The sequence below is a fragment of the Rhodanobacter sp. G1 genome (assembly GCF_055397855.1).
This window is the reverse complement of the sequence record NZ_AP039674.1, coordinates 1,230,674-1,245,928: the sequence shown is the minus strand read 5'-3', so window position 1 is coordinate 1,245,928 and position 15,255 is coordinate 1,230,674. Positions and strand designations below refer to the sequence as shown.

18 protein-coding genes are annotated in these 15,255 nt (G+C 68.3%); 8 read left to right on the top strand and 10 right to left on the bottom strand.

Annotated elements, in window-relative coordinates; translation table 11 throughout:
• Positions 1 to 34: 34 nt before the first annotated feature.
• The 3 genes from ACZ5Z2_RS05595 to ACZ5Z2_RS05585 all read right to left on the bottom strand — a co-directional run bounded on the left by ACZ5Z2_RS05595 (position 35) and on the right by ACZ5Z2_RS05585 (position 1,869).
• The gene (locus ACZ5Z2_RS05595; RefSeq protein ID WP_464760965.1) at positions 35 to 928 is read right to left on the bottom strand and encodes an alpha/beta hydrolase family protein; all 894 of its coding nucleotides are present in this window, start codon (positions 926 to 928) and stop codon (positions 35 to 37) included.
• Positions 929 to 1,186: 258 nt separating this feature from the next.
• On the bottom strand, positions 1,187 to 1,396 hold the full coding sequence (locus tag ACZ5Z2_RS05590; RefSeq protein ID WP_464760964.1) for a cold-shock protein: 210 nt from the start codon (positions 1,394 to 1,396) through the stop codon (positions 1,187 to 1,189).
• Positions 1,397 to 1,659: 263 nt separating this feature from the next.
• Positions 1,660 to 1,869, bottom strand: coding sequence for a cold-shock protein (locus ACZ5Z2_RS05585; RefSeq protein ID WP_192104674.1), 210 nt, complete (start codon positions 1,867 to 1,869; stop codon positions 1,660 to 1,662).
• 236 nt (positions 1,870 to 2,105) lie between these two features.
• Here ACZ5Z2_RS05585 and ACZ5Z2_RS05580 point away from each other — a divergent pair, with 236 nt between their 5' ends.
• Positions 2,106 to 2,438 (top strand): hypothetical protein, encoded by a 333-nt coding sequence (locus tag ACZ5Z2_RS05580; RefSeq protein WP_464760963.1) that lies wholly within the window; start codon positions 2,106 to 2,108, stop codon positions 2,436 to 2,438.
• A gap of 1 nt (position 2,439) precedes the next feature.
• On the opposite strand, the gene ACZ5Z2_RS05575 is transcribed toward ACZ5Z2_RS05580, so the two are convergent.
• The gene (locus tag ACZ5Z2_RS05575; RefSeq protein WP_464760962.1) at positions 2,440 to 3,693 is read right to left on the bottom strand and encodes a winged helix-turn-helix domain-containing protein; all 1,254 of its coding nucleotides are present in this window, start codon (positions 3,691 to 3,693) and stop codon (positions 2,440 to 2,442) included.
• A gap of 151 nt (positions 3,694 to 3,844) precedes the next feature.
• Here ACZ5Z2_RS05575 and ACZ5Z2_RS05570 point away from each other — a divergent pair, with 151 nt between their 5' ends.
• The 3 genes from ACZ5Z2_RS05570 (at position 3,845) to ACZ5Z2_RS05560 (ending at position 6,113) form a co-directional block, all read left to right on the top strand.
• Entirely contained in the window at positions 3,845 to 4,285 is a 441-nt protein-coding gene (locus ACZ5Z2_RS05570) for a hypothetical protein (protein WP_464760961.1), read from the top strand.
• Between the two features lie 181 nt (positions 4,286 to 4,466).
• A complete protein-coding gene (locus ACZ5Z2_RS05565) occupies positions 4,467 to 5,543 on the top strand; it encodes a phospholipase A (RefSeq protein WP_464760960.1) in 1,077 nt (358 codons plus the stop codon).
• A gap of 108 nt (positions 5,544 to 5,651) precedes the next feature.
• Complete coding sequence (locus ACZ5Z2_RS05560; protein ID WP_464760959.1) at positions 5,652 to 6,113, top strand: N-acetyltransferase family protein; 462 nt, start codon at positions 5,652 to 5,654, stop codon at positions 6,111 to 6,113.
• Here the strand turns inward: ACZ5Z2_RS05560 and ACZ5Z2_RS05555 are convergent.
• Positions 6,110 to 7,282: an FAD-dependent oxidoreductase gene (locus ACZ5Z2_RS05555; RefSeq protein WP_464760958.1), complete on the bottom strand. Its 1,173-nt coding sequence runs from the start codon at positions 7,280 to 7,282 to the stop codon at positions 6,110 to 6,112. The genes ACZ5Z2_RS05560 and ACZ5Z2_RS05555 overlap by 4 nt on opposite strands.
• Positions 7,283 to 7,303: 21 nt before the next feature.
• Positions 7,304 to 7,786: an FKBP-type peptidyl-prolyl cis-trans isomerase gene (locus ACZ5Z2_RS05550; RefSeq protein WP_464760957.1), complete on the bottom strand. Its 483-nt coding sequence runs from the start codon at positions 7,784 to 7,786 to the stop codon at positions 7,304 to 7,306.
• Positions 7,787 to 7,875: 89 nt separating this feature from the next.
• Between ACZ5Z2_RS05550 and dacB the strand changes: the two genes are divergently transcribed.
• Entirely contained in the window at positions 7,876 to 9,417 is a 1,542-nt protein-coding gene (gene dacB, locus ACZ5Z2_RS05545; RefSeq protein WP_464760956.1) for a D-alanyl-D-alanine carboxypeptidase/D-alanyl-D-alanine endopeptidase, read from the top strand.
• 6 nt (positions 9,418 to 9,423) lie between these two features.
• Here the strand turns inward: dacB and ACZ5Z2_RS05540 are convergent, their stop codons facing one another.
• The gene (locus tag ACZ5Z2_RS05540) at positions 9,424 to 9,909 is read right to left on the bottom strand and encodes a glutathione peroxidase (protein ID WP_464760955.1); all 486 of its coding nucleotides are present in this window, start codon (positions 9,907 to 9,909) and stop codon (positions 9,424 to 9,426) included.
• A gap of 77 nt (positions 9,910 to 9,986) precedes the next feature.
• On the opposite strand from ACZ5Z2_RS05540, the gene ACZ5Z2_RS05535 reads away from it, so the two are divergent.
• The 3 genes from ACZ5Z2_RS05535 (at position 9,987) to ACZ5Z2_RS05525 (ending at position 12,606) form a co-directional block, all read left to right on the top strand.
• Entirely contained in the window at positions 9,987 to 10,991 is a 1,005-nt protein-coding gene (locus ACZ5Z2_RS05535) for a methionine ABC transporter ATP-binding protein (protein ID WP_464760954.1), read from the top strand.
• Positions 10,988 to 11,671, top strand: coding sequence for a methionine ABC transporter permease (locus tag ACZ5Z2_RS05530; protein ID WP_464760953.1), 684 nt, complete (start codon positions 10,988 to 10,990; stop codon positions 11,669 to 11,671). Before ACZ5Z2_RS05535 ends, ACZ5Z2_RS05530 begins: the two co-directional genes overlap by 4 nt.
• 146 nt (positions 11,672 to 11,817) lie before the next feature.
• Positions 11,818 to 12,606 (top strand): MetQ/NlpA family ABC transporter substrate-binding protein, encoded by a 789-nt coding sequence (locus tag ACZ5Z2_RS05525; protein ID WP_464761668.1) that lies wholly within the window; start codon positions 11,818 to 11,820, stop codon positions 12,604 to 12,606.
• A gap of 441 nt (positions 12,607 to 13,047) precedes the next feature.
• Here the strand turns inward: ACZ5Z2_RS05525 and panD are convergent, their stop codons facing one another.
• From panD to panB, 3 genes are all read right to left on the bottom strand, one after another.
• Positions 13,048 to 13,434 carry an aspartate 1-decarboxylase gene (gene panD / locus ACZ5Z2_RS05520; protein ID WP_464760952.1) on the bottom strand — a complete coding sequence of 129 codons (387 nt, stop codon included), beginning with the start codon at positions 13,432 to 13,434 and terminating at the stop codon, positions 13,048 to 13,050.
• A 100-nt stretch (positions 13,435 to 13,534) separates the two neighbouring features.
• Positions 13,535 to 14,380, bottom strand: a complete 846-nt coding sequence (panC, locus tag ACZ5Z2_RS05515; protein ID WP_464760951.1) for a pantoate--beta-alanine ligase — start codon at positions 14,378 to 14,380, stop codon at positions 13,535 to 13,537.
• Positions 14,381 to 14,404: 24 nt separating this feature from the next.
• Complete coding sequence (gene panB / locus ACZ5Z2_RS05510; RefSeq protein ID WP_464760950.1) at positions 14,405 to 15,229, bottom strand: 3-methyl-2-oxobutanoate hydroxymethyltransferase; 825 nt, start codon at positions 15,227 to 15,229, stop codon at positions 14,405 to 14,407.
• Between the last annotated feature and the right edge of the window lie 26 nt (positions 15,230 to 15,255).

Here is a 15,255-nt window from a genome sequence, read left to right as displayed (position 1 = left end):
GAAGCGCTTACAGTGGCGCCCCATCGGCCCCGCATCAAGGGCCGGGACGGTGCGTTGCCGTGAACGCTGCGTCGTGCGCGGCGATCCATCCGGCGATGCGCGCGGCGATGGGCTCCGGCGTTTTCATCCAGCCGAAATGATCGGCCGGCTTGCCGCCGAGATCGTCGGGGGTGACCTGTTCGTGCCGGCGCAGGGCGCGCGGCATCTTGCCCAGCAGCCAGTCCAGCGAGGCGGCCGGGCCCAGCCAGTCGTCGCGCAGGCGCTGCGCCAGTACCGGCAGTTCCAGCACGGCCAGCGCCTGCTCGAAATCCTCGGCCATGCCCGCCGCGGCATAGCGGCCGGTGCGTCCGCTGCGCGCCCAGTCGGCAACGACGCCGCGCGCCTCGTTGCCGCCGAAGCCGATGCGGCGACCGGGCAGGTGCCCGCGCAGCGCCGCCAGCACGGGCGCCAGCACGTAGGCCATGCCGACCAGCGCACCGTGGCGGAACCGCCGCCAGTACGGCGAACCGCTGGCCACCAGGGCGATGCCCGCCACATCGTGCGGATGCAAGGCGGCATGCAGGCAGGCCAGTTGCCCGCCCAGGCTGTGGCCGCCGATCCATGCGCGCGCCTGGGGCCAATGCCCGCGCATCGCAGCCACGCCGACTGGCAGATCGAACTGCAGCAGCTCGCGGTAACCCCAGTCGCAACGGCGACCGGCGCGCAGGCTGCTGGAACCGATGCCGCGCCATTCGTGCAGCGCCACCGCCACGCCTCGTGCCGCCAGCGCCATAGCCAACGGCAAGTAATGCTTCGCCGGCACGCCCATCGCCGGCAACCAGTACACGGCCTCGCGCGGCTCGCCGTCCGGCGCCACGCACAACAGTTCAGCGCGCGCACCGTCGGCCATCGCCAGCGGCAGCACGGCAGGATCAGCGGCGATCGTCATGTTCATCGCAAACCGAAATGAAGAGTGCAGCCAGGGATGGCTGCCCGTTTGATTCTCGCGATCAAGGAAGATCGCAAAGAATCAAGAGTGCGGCCAAGGATGGCCGCCCGTTTGATCCTGGCAATCAGGGACGATTGCAAAGGCAAAGCCTGACCAAGGATGGCCGCCCGTTTGACTTTCGCGATCAAGGATGGTCGCAAAAGCAAAGCCAAAGAAAAGGCCGGCTTGCGCCGGCCCTTTCCACTTGCGACACGGCGATCAAGCCGGGGCGACTTCTTCAGCCTGGAGACCCTTCTGGCCGTTCACCACCTTGAACGTCACCTTCTGGCCTTCCTGCAGGCTCTTGAAGCCCGTGCCGGTGATGGCACGGAAATGCACGAACACGTCGGGGCCGTTCTCACGGCTGATGAAGCCGAACCCCTTGGCGTCGTTGAACCACTTGACGGTACCTGTTTCACGATCCGACATGACTCACTCCGATCCAATCCAGACGCTTGAGACAAGCCGACCCCCTCGGGCCGACGGCTTACTGGGCATGCCGGGGTCGGGTGTAGCGACATGGAACCGGGGGCTCCACACCGGGCACGCACGTGGCCAAGCAAACGCAGTGAACCAAGCATAACGGAAATTCAGGAATGCGAGGGAAGTGTCAAGTGGCGCTCCCGGAAGCTGTCGCGGACATAAAAAAACCGGGCATCGCTGCCCGGTTTCGTTCGACGCTTGCGCGGCGATCAGGCTGCGCTGACTTCGTCGGCCTGCAGGCCCTTCTGGCCCTGCACCACCTTGAAGCTCACCTTCTGGCCTTCCTGCAGGCTCTTGAAGCCGTTGCCGGTGATCGCGCGGAAATGCACGAACACGTCCGGGCCGTTGTCGCGCGCGATGAAGCCGAAGCCCTTGGCGTCGTTGAACCACTTGACGGTACCGATCTGACGATCAGACATAAATCACTCCACATGGGTAAAAAGAGACTCGACCGCCGCGACATTGCGGTGGCCGGCTTACTGGTGTGCAAAGGAAAACAACCCCGGGGTGAACAGATGAGGCAGATCGCGGATCAGCTGCATCGGGTCACCGGTGCTAGGCGACCCCGGCAAACGCAGTGCCACCATCATACCCGATAACCGCAGCGTGCCGCCCGGTGCGAGAATCGGGCGCCCCACGACCAGGGATCGCCGCCTTGAACGTCCGCCCGTTGCTCCCGCTGTGCGCCGGCCTGCTGCTGGCCGGTTGCGCCACCACCCGGCCGGTGCGCCCGGCCGCGCCCGCCGCGATCACCGGGGTGGCCTCCTGCGACGCCTACCTGTCCAGCTACCTGGCCTGCCACCGCGCCGCCGCGATCTACCCGGCGGATCAGTTGCAGGCGCATTACCAGTCCATGCGCGGCATCCTGCTGCAGGCCTCGCAGGATCCCGCAACCCGGCCGTACCTGGATGCGCGCTGCCGCCTGCTGGCCAGCCAGATGGATCAGGCCGTGCAGGGCCGCTCCTGCGGCGCACCGGCGTCGAACTGAGTCAACCCTTCCACGCCGCGCGCAGCAAGGGCGCCAATGCCGCCGGTCGGCAGCGCCCCAGGCGGATCGCCGGCGTGCCATGCCAACCGGCCGTACGCGAGACCGCAGCGGCGATTTCGCTGGCGAGACGCGGCATGGGCTCCACGCCCGGTTCCAGGAACAGCGCCTTGACCTCGAACACGCCCTCGGCGCGATGCGCCTTGGCGTCCAGCCGGCCGACCAGCGCGCCGCGATGCAGGATGGGCAGCACGTAATAGCCGTAGCGCCGCTTCGGCGCGGGCACGTAGCACTCGATGCGGTAGTCGAAACCGAACATCGCCAGCGCGCGGGCGCGATCCCACACCAGCGGATCGAACGGCGACAGCAACGCGGTGTGCGTGGCGCGCAGGCGGCCGGCGCGCGCCCGTTCCAGCGCATCGGCATGCTCGCGATGCACGTAGCCCGGCGCGTCCCAGCCGCGCACCGCCACCTCCAGCAATTCGCCTTCGTCCAGCAAGGGCGCCAGTTCGCGCGCGGTCACCGCCGGCTTGAGGCGGAAGTAGTCGGCGATCCAGCGCGCCTGCGCAATGCCCAGCGCGCGCACGCCTTCAACGATGAAGTGCCGGCGCAGTTGTTCCGTGTCGAGTTCGCTGGGAACGAACGGCGGCTCGAGCTTCGCCAGCACGCGCCCGGCGAGGTCGTACACGCGCTGGAAACGCTCGCGCCGCGTCACCATCAGCTCGCCCAGCGCGAACCACGCCTCCAGCCAGCGCTTCTCCGGCTTCCACTCCCACCAGCCGGAAACGCCGCGCTCCTCGCGCGGGAAATCCGAAGCCAGCGCCGGCCCGTGCTCGCGGATGCGCGCGAGCAGCGCATCCATCGAGGGCTTGTGTTCGCGATGCATGCGTTCGGCGTGGCGATGCGCCCAATGGCTGCCGCGCTCGCGCCACGCTCGGTGCGCGGCCAGGTCGCGCGCCGCGACGAAGCAGGCCTCGTGCGCCCAGCATTCGGCGATGCGGCCATCGGCCAGCGCCTCGTCCAGCCACGCCATCGGGTAGTCGCCGAGCCGCGCATGCAGCACCAGATACGGGCTGCGCGCGACCACGTGGATGCTGTCGATCTGCAACAGGCGCATGCGCTCGATGGCCGCCACCACGTCGTCGCGCCGCGGCTTGCGGCGCGGTGCCTGCAGCAATCCTTGCGCATGCAATTGCAGCGCGCGCGCCTGCGGCAGGCTCAACGCGACCGTGTTCGCTGAAGCTGCGTTCAACGGCATGCCGGCTTCACGCCGGATCGACAGGAGTGTTGCAATGGCATTTACGCTGCCTCTGTTAGGGTCAATCACGAGCCGGGCCGAAGCCTGACGCCGCTCGCGGTCGCCAGCAGGGCCAGCGCTCCTTCAGACATTCTGGCATGGAGAAATGACCATGAAAGCAAGCAACGTGTTCTTGCCCGTTCTCGCCACCGCCGCCCTGATCTTCGCCGGCACGGCCTTCGCGCAAGACCAGACAGGCCAGGCGCAGACGCCGCCTCCACCATCGCAAGGCGCCATGCAGTCGCAGCCTCCGGGACAGATGCCGCCGCCGTCGCAGCAGATGCCGCCTCCGCCTCCACCGCAAGGCACCATGCAGCCGCAGCCCCCGGCGCAGATGCCGCCGCCCGACGTGACCGTGCGCAGCGTGCCGCCGCCGGCGCCGCAGTTCGCTCCGCCGCCACCTTTCAGCCAGCTCTCCGGCGGCGGCAAGTCGATCACCCAGGAGCAGGCCGCCGCCTATCCGCCGCTGGCCAACGATTTCCTCAACGCGAGCCACGGTGCCCAGCGCATCAGCAAGGCGCAGTACGACGCGTGGGTGAAACAGCTGCAATAAGCCGCAGAAGACCGAGCCGGCCGCATCCCGATGCGGCCGGTTTTTTTGCCGCCATACCTTTGGCTCCATGGGATGCCGCCGGCGCGACGCCAGGGCCGACTGCGGCGATTCGCATGGACAACCGGAAGGCCGCCGCCACGCATGGCCTAGACTTCGCATACACCCGAGCGACGGAGTCGCCATGAACCATCTTCGCCTTCTCCTGCTGGCCGGCGTCTTCGCCGCTGGCGCCTGCCGCGCGCAGAATCCCGATCCGATGGACATCCGCGCCTGCACCGCGATCGAAAGCGATTCGCAGCGTCTGGCCTGCTACGACCGCGCCACCGGGCGCGACCAGTTGCCGGCCGCGCAAAAGCGCGCGAATCAACCTGAAGCGGCGAACGCCGGCGTGTTCGCGCACGACCGGCAAGCCGCCAACGCCGGAAACGCCGAGGTATCGGCGCCACTGTCGCTGCTGGACAGCCGCTGGGAGCTGTCGCCCGAAAGCAAGCTCGGCACCTTCAACCTGCGCGGCTACCGGCCGGTGTATGCGATGCCGCTGTTCGCCACCAGCAACCAGAACAACCTGCCGCACAGCCCCAACCCGGACAACACCGTGCAGGCGCCGCAGCAGCTGCAGAACGTCGAGGCCAAGTTCCAGCTCAGCCTCAAGACCAAGGTGTGGCAGGGCGTGTTCGGCGACGCCGGCGACCTGTGGGTGGGCTATACGCAGAGCTCGCGCTGGCAGGTGTACAACGCGCAGGTGTCGCGCCCGTTCCGCGAGACGGATTACGAGCCGGAAGCGTTGCTGGTGTTCGACACGCACTATTCGATGCTGGGGTGGGAAGGCCGCCTGCTCGGCATCGGCGTCGACCACCAGTCCAACGGGCGCGGCAACCCGCTGTCGCGCAGCTGGAACCGCGTGATCGCCGACGTCGGCTTCGAGCGCCCCGGCTGGACCATCATGTTCCGCCCGTGGTGGCGCATCCCCGAGGCGCGCAGCGACGACGACAACCCGGACATCAGCAAGTACGTGGGCCGCGCCGACCTGCAGATCGTCCATGAATGGAACGGGCAGGAGTTCGGCCTGATGCTGCGCGACTCGCTGAGCCTGGGCGCCGACAACCACGGCGCCGCGCGCTTCACCTGGAGCTTCCCCATCGCCGGCAACCTGCGCGGCTACATGGAGGTGTTCAAGGGCTACGGCGAAAGCCTGATCGACTACAACCACAACGCGACGTATTTCGGCGTGGGCGTGTCCCTGCTCGACTGGTATTGAGCCACTCGGCCCACCCACTGGTTTTCGCGCTCATCCATGAGCGCGAGCATCAAGTAGCGGCCACCCTTGGCCGCACTCCTCAACAAAGCACGCAATCGCTAGCAGCCCATGAGCGACACGATATCGATCCGCCCGGTGGCGACCGCCGACTACACCGCGTGGAAACCTTTGTGGGACGGCTACAACGCGTTCTACGGCCGCAGCGGCCCCACCGCCCTGCCGGAAGAAATCACCCGTACCACCTGGGCGTGCTTCCACGACCCGGCTGAACCGGTGCATGCGCTGGTGGCCGAGCGCGGCGGCACGCTGCTCGGCCTGGCGCACTACCTGTTCCACCGCAGCACGATCCAGGTCGCACCGAGCTGCTACCTGCAGGATCTGTTCACCGCGCCGGACGCGCGCGGCCTCGGCGTGGGCCGCGCCCTGATCGAACGCGTCTACGAACTCGCGCAACTGGCGCACGCGCCGCGCGTGTACTGGCAGACCCACGAAAGCAACGCCAGCGCGATGCGGCTCTACGACCAGGTCGCCGAGAAATCGGGCTTCGTGGTCTATCGCAAGATGCTCTAACGCCACCACGCCTGCTTGGTACCGGTGAGGATGCGCAGCATCTGCCCGCGCGCCAGCGGCAAACGCCCCAGCGGGCCGAAGGCCAGGTCGCGCAACCGCGCGAGGCGGTCGTGCTGCGACTGGAACAGCGGCGTGAGCCAGCGGCTCATGGACTGATACACCTGCAAATGACGACGGCGCGCACGCGCATAGGCGCGCAAGGCCGGCGCAAGCTTGTCGTGCGCGGCCAACGCATCCGCCAGCGACTGCGCATCCAGCAGCGCCATGTTCACGCCCTGGCCGAGCTGCGGACTCATCGCATGCGCCGCATCGCCAAGGAACACCACGCGTCCGCGATGCGGCACCGGCATCACCACGTCGCGGTAGCGCGCACGCTGCAATTGTTCCGGCGCTTCGATGCCGGCCAGCAGCGGCAACGCCTCCGGCCACAGCGCCGCTACGCGTTCGCGTAGACGCGCGAGGGCCTCTGCGTCGAAGGCATCGACTTGTTCGCCAGGAAGGCTGAAGTAGAAGGTCAGCCAACGACCTGCGCGATCGACGCGACACCCTACCGGCAGCAAGCCAATCATTTCGCGTGCACCAGCGTAGCGCTGCTGCAGGGTATCGACATGCGGCCAGCCCTCGGCTGGCAGCAGGCACCACATCGCACCCCAGGGATAGGTCACGTCGCGCGTGGCCAGGCCGGGCAGGCCGGCGCGCAGACGGGAGCCGGCGCCATCGGCGGCCACGACCAGATCGAACGGGCCATGGCTCCCGCCGTGTTCATCGAACAGGAGGCCTGCCTCCGCATCAACTCCCACCATGCGCGCGCCGACATGGATATCGCGGGCACCGGCATACGCATCGCGCAGCAATGAGAACAGGCTGCCGCGGCTCAAGCCCAGGCCGAAGCAATCCTGCACATGGTCGGCATAACGCATGGCCATCACCTGCCGGCCATGCACGGTGCAGCCATGCAGCGACTCGATGCGTTGACCCTGCGCCAGCACCTGCCCGTGCAAGCCGAGCCGGGCCAGCACCGCCAGCCCGGTGGGCTGCAGCAGGAAGCCCGCGCCCACCGGCCCCGGCGCGGCGGCCTGCTCGAACACGCTCAGGTCGTGTCCCTGCCCGGCCAGAAACAACGACGCCGCCTGACCGGCGGCGCCATAGCCCACGATGGCGATCTTCATGCGTCCCTGCATGATCGTGCGTCAGTGGTGATGACCGCCCGCGCCATGCACGTGGCCGTGCGACAGCTCTTCCTCGCTGGCCTCGCGCACGCCGGTCACCTCGATGGCGAAATGCAGCGGCTTGCCGGCCAGCGGGTGGTTGCCGTCGATGTGCACCTTGTCGTCCTCGACCTTGGTCACGGTGACGTTGATGACGCCCTGCGGGCCGTGTCCCTGGAACTGCATGCCGGGCTGGATGTCGGCCACGCCCTGGAACGCCTCGCGCGGCACTTCCTGCACCAGTTCCTCGTGGCGCACGCCGTAGCCTTCCTCCGGCGCCACGTGGGCATCGAACTTGTCGCCGGCCTGGCGGCCTTCCATCTGCTTCTCCAGGCCCGGCACGATGTGGCCATGGCCGTGCAGGTAGGCCAGCGGCTCGCGGCCGGCGGAGCTGTCGACGACCTGGCCGTCATCGTCGGTGAGCGTGTAGTGGAAGGTGACGGCGGCGTTCTTGGCGATCTGCATGGGGGCGTTCCGGTATCGGTGAAAGAGCCGGTTTTGCGCCGGCACGAAGGATCAAGCCTAGCAGATGGCGACTTTGCGATACTCGGCGCATGAAACCCGCCCTGTGGATCGCCTCGCTGCTGTGCCTGCTGGCTTTGCCGTGCGTCGCGCTGCCGATGACGGCGCTCGCCGCCACTCCTGTCGCGGCGCGAAGCCACCGTCCGCTGGCCGCGCAGATCGACGCGATCATCCGCCAGCCGCGCTACGCCGCCGCCGACTGGGGCATCGCCGTGGTGTCGCTGGACAGCGGCCGCACGCTGTACGCGCACCAGTCCGGCAAGCTGTTCGAGCCGGCCTCCACCGCCAAGCTGTTCACCGCTGCGTTGACGCTGTCCACGCTCGATCCGCAGACGCGTATCCCCACGCGCCTGCTTTCGTCCGCCACCCTCCGCCACGGCAAGCTGGAGGGCCCGCTGCTGCTGTACGGCATGGGCGATCCCACGCTGGGCACGCCCGGCGCCAATCCCGACTGGGCCGACCAGCTCGCCACGCAACTGGCCGCACATGGCATCCACGAGGTGCATGGCGATCTGGTTGCCGACACCACGTACTTTTCCGGCCCCACGCTGGGCAGCGGCTGGGAGGCCAGCGACCTGCTGGGCTGGTTCGCCGCGCCCGCCTCCGCGCTGAGCGTGCACGAGAACACCGTGGCGCTCACCGTGGCGCCGGCCCTCCTCGCCGGCCAGCCGCCGCAGCTGAGCTTCGCGCCCGACGTGGCGACGCCACCGTTGGCGAACACGCTGACCACCGCGCCGGCACGCACGCCCGACGACATCAACCTATATCGCGCACCCGGCGATACGTTGCTACATGCCTTCGGCAGCATCGCCACCGGCACGCCGGCGCGAACCTACCAACTGGCCATACCCGACCCAGCGCAACAGGCCGGCGCGGAGTTGCGTGCGGCGCTGACGCGCCACGGCATACGCCTGACCGGCGGCCTGCGCGTGCTCGCCTGGCCGGAACGCGACGATGCGTTGCGCACCAACGCGCAGGTGCTGGGCGAGGTGCTGTCGCCGCCCGTGGGCGAGATCCTCACCCAGGGACTCAAGCGCTCGCAGAACCTCTATCTGCAGAACCTGCTGCAGATCGACGGCGTCAGCGCGCAGGCCGCGGCAGCAAACCAGCCCGACGCCCCCGCAGGATTCCTGAGCAGCGAAGCATGGGGCCTGCGCGCGCTGCGCGAACTGCTTGAACGCATCGGCATCGCGCCGTCGTCGGTATTGATGGAGGAAGGCAGCGGCCTTTCACGCGGCGACCTGGCGACGCCCGCGGCGATGGCGCAATTGCTGCGATACATCGCCACGCAGCCTTGGGCAGGCGCGTTGCGCGACATGCTGCCGGTCGCCGGCGTGGACGGCACACTGGAATGGCGCATGCGCGACGGCCCGGCCACCGACAAGGTGCGCGCCAAAACCGGCAGCATGACCTACGTGCATAGCCTCGCCGGTTACGCCACCACGGCGGATGGTCGGCGGCTGGCCTTCGCGATCCTGCTCAACAACTACGACCGCGGCGACGGGGAACCGAGCGCCAACCGCGACATCGATGCCATCGTGCAGTTGCTGGCCGGCTGGCACGGCGGCCATTGAACCCGCTCACGCGCCCAGCAGCCGCTCCAGCTCCTTCCCGATCTTCTCCGGCGTGTCGGTGGGCGCGTAGCGCTTCACCACCTGCCCCTCGGCGTCGACCAGGAACTTGGTGAAGTTCCACTTGATCGCCTCGCTGCCGAGGATGCCCTTGCCCTCGCTCTTCAGCCACTTGTACAGCGGATGCGCGCCCGCGCCGTTCACCTCGACCTTGGCGAACAGCGGAAAGCTCACGTCGTAGCTGGTGCTGCAGAAGTTGCGGATCTCCGCCTCGTTGCCCGGTTCCTGGTGGCCGAACTGGTCGCAGGGGAAGCCCAGCACCGCCAGGCCACGCTCGCGCCATTCGCGCCACAGCTTTTCCAGCCCGGCGTATTGCGGCGTGAAGCCGCATTTGGAGGCCACGTTGACGATCAGCAGGGGCTTGCCCCGCCATTCGGCGAGCGAACGCTCGTTGCCGTCGATGTCGCGTGCGCTGAAGTCGTAGATGTCGCTCATGGCATGGATTCCGCGTATGGCCGTATGGAAGGCCGGTCAGCGGGTAGAATACTCGCCCGACCCGACGCCATACCTCCGTGATCCGCTTCCTCGACGTACGCAAGTCCTATCGCGTGGACGGCCGGGAGATTCCCGCGCTGCAGCCGTTCAACCTCGACATCGCGGATGGCGAGGTGTTCGGCATCATCGGCCATTCCGGCGCGGGCAAGTCCACCCTGATCCGCCTGATCAACCTGCTGGAACGGCCCAGCGGCGGGCGCATCCTGGTCGGCGACACCGAAATGACCGCGCTGGACGAGGCCGCGCTGCGCGCGCAGCGCCGGCGCATCGGCATGATCTTCCAGCACTTCAACCTGCTGGCCTCGCAGACGGTGGCGGAGAACGTGGCGTTCCCGCTGCGCCTCGCGGGCGAGCGCGACGCGGCGAAGATCCGTGCACGCGTGGACGAACTGCTCGCGCGCGTCGGCCTCGCCGAGCACGCCAGCAAATATCCGTCGCAGCTCTCCGGCGGCCAGAAGCAGCGCGTGGGCATCGCGCGCGCCTTGGCGAACCGGCCGGAAATCCTGCTGTGCGACGAGGCCACCAGCGCGCTCGACCCGCAGACCACGGCCTCGGTGCTCGACCTGCTTGCGGCGATCAACCGCGAGCTGAAGCTCACCATCGTGCTGATCACCCACGAGATGGACGTGGTGCGCCGCATCTGCGACCGCCTGGCCGTGCTCGACGCCGGCCGCATCGTGGAAACCGGCACGGTGGCCGACGTGTTCCTGCATCCCCGGCACGCCACCACGAAGCGTTTCGTGGAGGAGGCGCTGCCCGAGGAGGCCACCGCCGCGCAGGCGCCCGCCGTGGCCGGCCGTGTGCTGCGCCTCACCTTCCGCGGCGAGGCCGCGCTGCAGCCCGTGCTGAGCCGGGTGATGCGCGAGCACGGCGTGGATTTCAACCTGCTCGCCGGCCGCATCGACCGCATCAAGGAACTGCCCTACGGCCAGCTCACGCTGTCGCTGCAAGGCGACAACACTGATGCCGCGCTGGCCGCCCTGCGTGCGGCCGGCATCGAGATCGAGGAGATCGGCGCATGACCACCTCGCCGCTGCAAAGCCTGTTCCCCAACATCGACGACTGGGGCGAGCTGGGTCGCGCCTGCATCGACACCCTGCTGATGCTGGGCGGCTCGCTGGCGCTCACCGTGGCCATCGGCCTGCCGCTGGGCGTGCTGCTCTACCTCACCGGCAAGGGGCAGCTGCGCGCGATGCCGAAGTTCTACGGCACCGTCTCGCTGCTGGTGAACGTGCTGCGCTCGGTGCCCTTCATCATCCTGATGATCGTGCTGATGCCAGTCACCTACGCGCTGGTGGGCACCAAGCTGGGCGTGCGCGGCGCGATCCCGCCGCTGGTGATCGGCGCCGCGCCGTTCTTCGCGCGGCTGGTGGAAACCGCACTGCGCGAGGTGCAGCAGGGCGTGATCGAGGCGGCGCAGGCGATGGGCGCCAGCACCTGGCAGATCGTGCGCCACGTGCTGCTGCCCGAGGCGCGCGCCGGCCTCGCCGCCGGCATCACGGTCACCGCGATCGCGCTGGTGGGCTATACCGCGATGGGCGGCGCGATCGGTTCCGGCGGCCTGGGCGACCTCGCCTACCGCTACGGCTACCTCAGCTACAAGTCCGACTACATGGTCGTGACCGTGGCGCTGCTGGTAGTGCTGGTGCAGCTGCTGCAAATGCTGGGCGACCGCATCGTGGCACGTTATAAGCGCCACTGATCCGGTTATTTCCCCGCCAACGTCTGGACGCCTAGTCTGGAACTTCCCCGGAAACCGCCATGACCCATGCTGCTGCTCGCCGCCCTCTCCGCCATCCTCTCGCTGCTGCTGCTCGCCGGCGTGGCCCGCAAGCCGTCGTGACACGGATGCTGCGCGCCGCGGGCTGCGCGGCCCTCGCCATGCTGCTCGCGGCCTGCTCGGCGCCGAAGGAGGACGCGAACACGCTCACCGTGGCCGCCACCGCGGTGCCGCATGCGGAGATCCTGAAGCAGGCGCAGCCCATCCTCGCGAAGGAAGGCGTGAAGCTGGAGATCAAGGTGTTCGCCGACTACGTGCAGCCAAACATGCAAGTGGCCGAGAAGAACATCGACCTCAACTACTTCCAGACCAAGCCCTACCTCGACGCCTTCAACCACGAACACGGCACCGACCTGGTGCCCATCGTGGGGGTACACATCGAGCCGTTCGGCGCCTACTCGCGCAAGATCAAGAGCATCGACCAGTTGCCCGACGGCGCCACCGTGGCGCTGCCCAACGATCCCAGCAACGAGGGCCGCGCCCTGCTGCTGTTGGCGAAGAACCACCTGATCGAACTGAAGGATCCAACCAACGCGCTGGCCACGCCCAAGGACATCACGGCGAACCCGAAGCACCTGCAGTTCAAGGAGCTGGAGGCGGCGATGCTGCCGCGCACGCTGGACGAGGTGGATCTGGCGCTGATCAACACCAACTACGCGCTGGCGGCGGGCCTCAACCCCACCAAGGACGCGTTGCTGATCGAGAGCAAGGATTCGCCCTACGTGAACTACCTGGTGGGCCGCCCCGACAACAAGGGCGACCCGCGCGTGCAGAAGCTGGCGCAGGCGCTGACCAGCCCGGCGATCAAGGCGTTCATCGAGAAGAAGTACCAGGGCGCGGTGCTGCCGGCGTTCTGAGCCATTGCCGGTCGAGGGCCGCTGGCACTCGAATGCCCGTCATTCCGGCGTAGGCCGGAATCCAGTGGCGATATGGCTTGAACGGGCGTGGCCACTACTGGATCCCGGCCTATGCCCACTACTGTCCGGAATAATTTTGAACATTCGTGGCCGCGGTCTTTCTCGTCATTCCGGCGCAGGCCGGAATCCAGTGGCCGTGCGGCCTGAGCGAACACGGTCGCTACTGGATCCCGGCCTTCGCCGGGATGACGGTCTGGATAGGTGGTCGTTATCGGAAATGAAGTCGCCTTCTCGCAATGCTTCGTGCAAGCGGCGCGGGCCTTCATCCTTCGACACCATCCCCAGATTATTCCGGACAGCAGTGGGCCTATGCCGGGATGACGAGCAAAGAGCGGAAGACGCCGCTCCCGTTTCAACCGCCGACTCGGATCAACCGTCGACTCAGGCGGCCGCCATCTGCTTCGGGATCGAGCGGTTGGTGTGGGTGATGCGGTTCTTCTCGTCCACGTAGACGCAGGTGGGCTGGAACTGCGCCAGCTCCTTCTCGTCGATCTGCGCGAACGCGGCGATGATGATGAGGTCGCCCACCTGCACGCTGCGCGCGGCACTACCGTTCACCGAGATGATGCCCGAGCCTTCCTCGGCGCGCAGCGCGTAGGTGACGAAGCGCGCTCCGTTGTCGATGTCCCAGGCATGGATCTGCTCGTACTCGCGGATGCCCGCGGCGTCCAGCAGGTTGCCGTCGATCGCGATCGAGCCTTCGTAGTGCAGCTCGGCGTGGCTGACGGTGGCGCGATGGATCTTCGCCTTGAACATGTTGAGGTGCATGACTTCGATTTCCTGCGGGGACGGCCCGCGTGGCGGCGCATTATCGAACCGGCGGCGCTGCGTCGCAACATCGGCGGCTCAGCCTGGAAATGGGGCCGATTCAGTCGAACGGCAAGTTGTCGATCAGGCGCGTGGTGCCCAGCCGCGCGGCGATCAGCGCCACCAGCCCCTCGCGCTGGCCATCGGCCGGCTCGGACAGATCCTCGGCGCGGCGGATCGCCGCGTAGTCGGGCACGAAGCCGGCGCGCTCCAGCCGGGATTGCGCGGCTTCCTCCACGATACGCCGCGCATGGCCCTTCTCCAGCAGCTCGCGCATCTGCCGCAGGGTCTGCCGGATCAGCGGCGCCTGCGCCCGCTCCGCCGCGGAGAGGTACTGGTTGCGCGAGCTGAGCGCCAGCCCGTCCTCGGCGCGCAGGGTGGGCGCGCCGATCACCTTCACCGGCAACGCCAGGTCGGCGACCATGCGCTCGATCACCTTGAGCTGCTGGAAATCCTTCTGGCCGAACACCGCCAGATCAGGCTGCACCAGGTTGAACAGCTTGCACACCACGGTGGCCACACCGTCGAAATGGCCGGGGCGGTGCGCGCCCTCCAGCGTGTCGGTGATGCCGGGCACGTGGATGCTCACGCTCTGCTCGGCGCCGAACGGGTACATCGTCGCCACCTCCGGCGCGAACAGCAGGTCGCAGCCGTGTTCGGCCAGCCCTGCCTGATCCTGCGCCAGCGTGCGCGGATAGCGCTCGAAGTCCTCGTTCGGCCCGAACTGGGTGGGATTGACGAATACCGTGGCCACCACCCGGTCGGCGCGCGCGCGCGCCAGCTTCAGCAGGGAATGGTGCCCCGCGTGCAGGTTGCCCATGGTGGGCACCAGCGCCACGATCTGGCCCTGGGCGCGCCAGCCGCGTATGGCGGCGCGCAGCGCCGGGGCGTCTTGCACGGTTTGCATGGCGTGTTCTCGCTCGGTGGAGGCTCAGTTGAAGCAGTGCTCGGGGGCGGGGAAGGCCCCGCTGCGCACGTCGGCTGCGTAGGCGGCCAGCGCGGCCGCCACAGAATCGCGGCCGGCGAGGAAATCCTTGCTGAACTTGGGCCGTTTGCCGGGCGTGATGCCCAGCATGTCCTGGATCACCAGCACCTGGCCGTCGCAATGCGGGCCGGCGCCGATGCCGATCACCGGGATCTTCAGCGCCTGCGTCACCCGCTGGCCCAGCGTCGTGGGCACGCCTTCCAGCACCAGCAGATCCGCGCCCGCGGCCTGCACGGCCTGCGCCTCGGCGAAGATGCGATCCGCCGTTTCCTGCTCGCGGCCCTGGATGCGGAAGCCGCCGAACTTGTGCACCGACTGCGGGGTGAGGCCCAGGTGCGCGCAGACCGGGATCGCGCGCGCCACCAGCGCGGCGGTCGCCTCCAGGATGTGCGGCGCGGCGCCCTCGATCTTCACCATCGCCGCGCCCGCCTCGCCCACCAGCCGCGCGCCGGCTTCCAGCGCGTGCGGCACGTCGCGGTCGGCCATGAACGGCAGGTCGGCGACCAGCAGCGTCGCGGACAGCCCGCGTGCCGCCGCCTGCGTGTGGTAGACCATGTGATCCAGCGTCACCGGCAGGGTGCTCTTGTGGCCCTGCACCACCATGCCCAGCGAATCGCCCACCAGCGCCACGTCGATGCCGGCCAGCTCCACCTGCGCGGCGAGGCTGTAGTCGTAGGCGGTGAGCACGGTGATGCGGCGGCCTTCGGCCTTCATAGCATGCAGGCCGGGGACGGTGACCGGCTTGCGCGCGGGAATGGCGGTGGGATCCACGTACACGGCGATGCCTCGAATCAGGG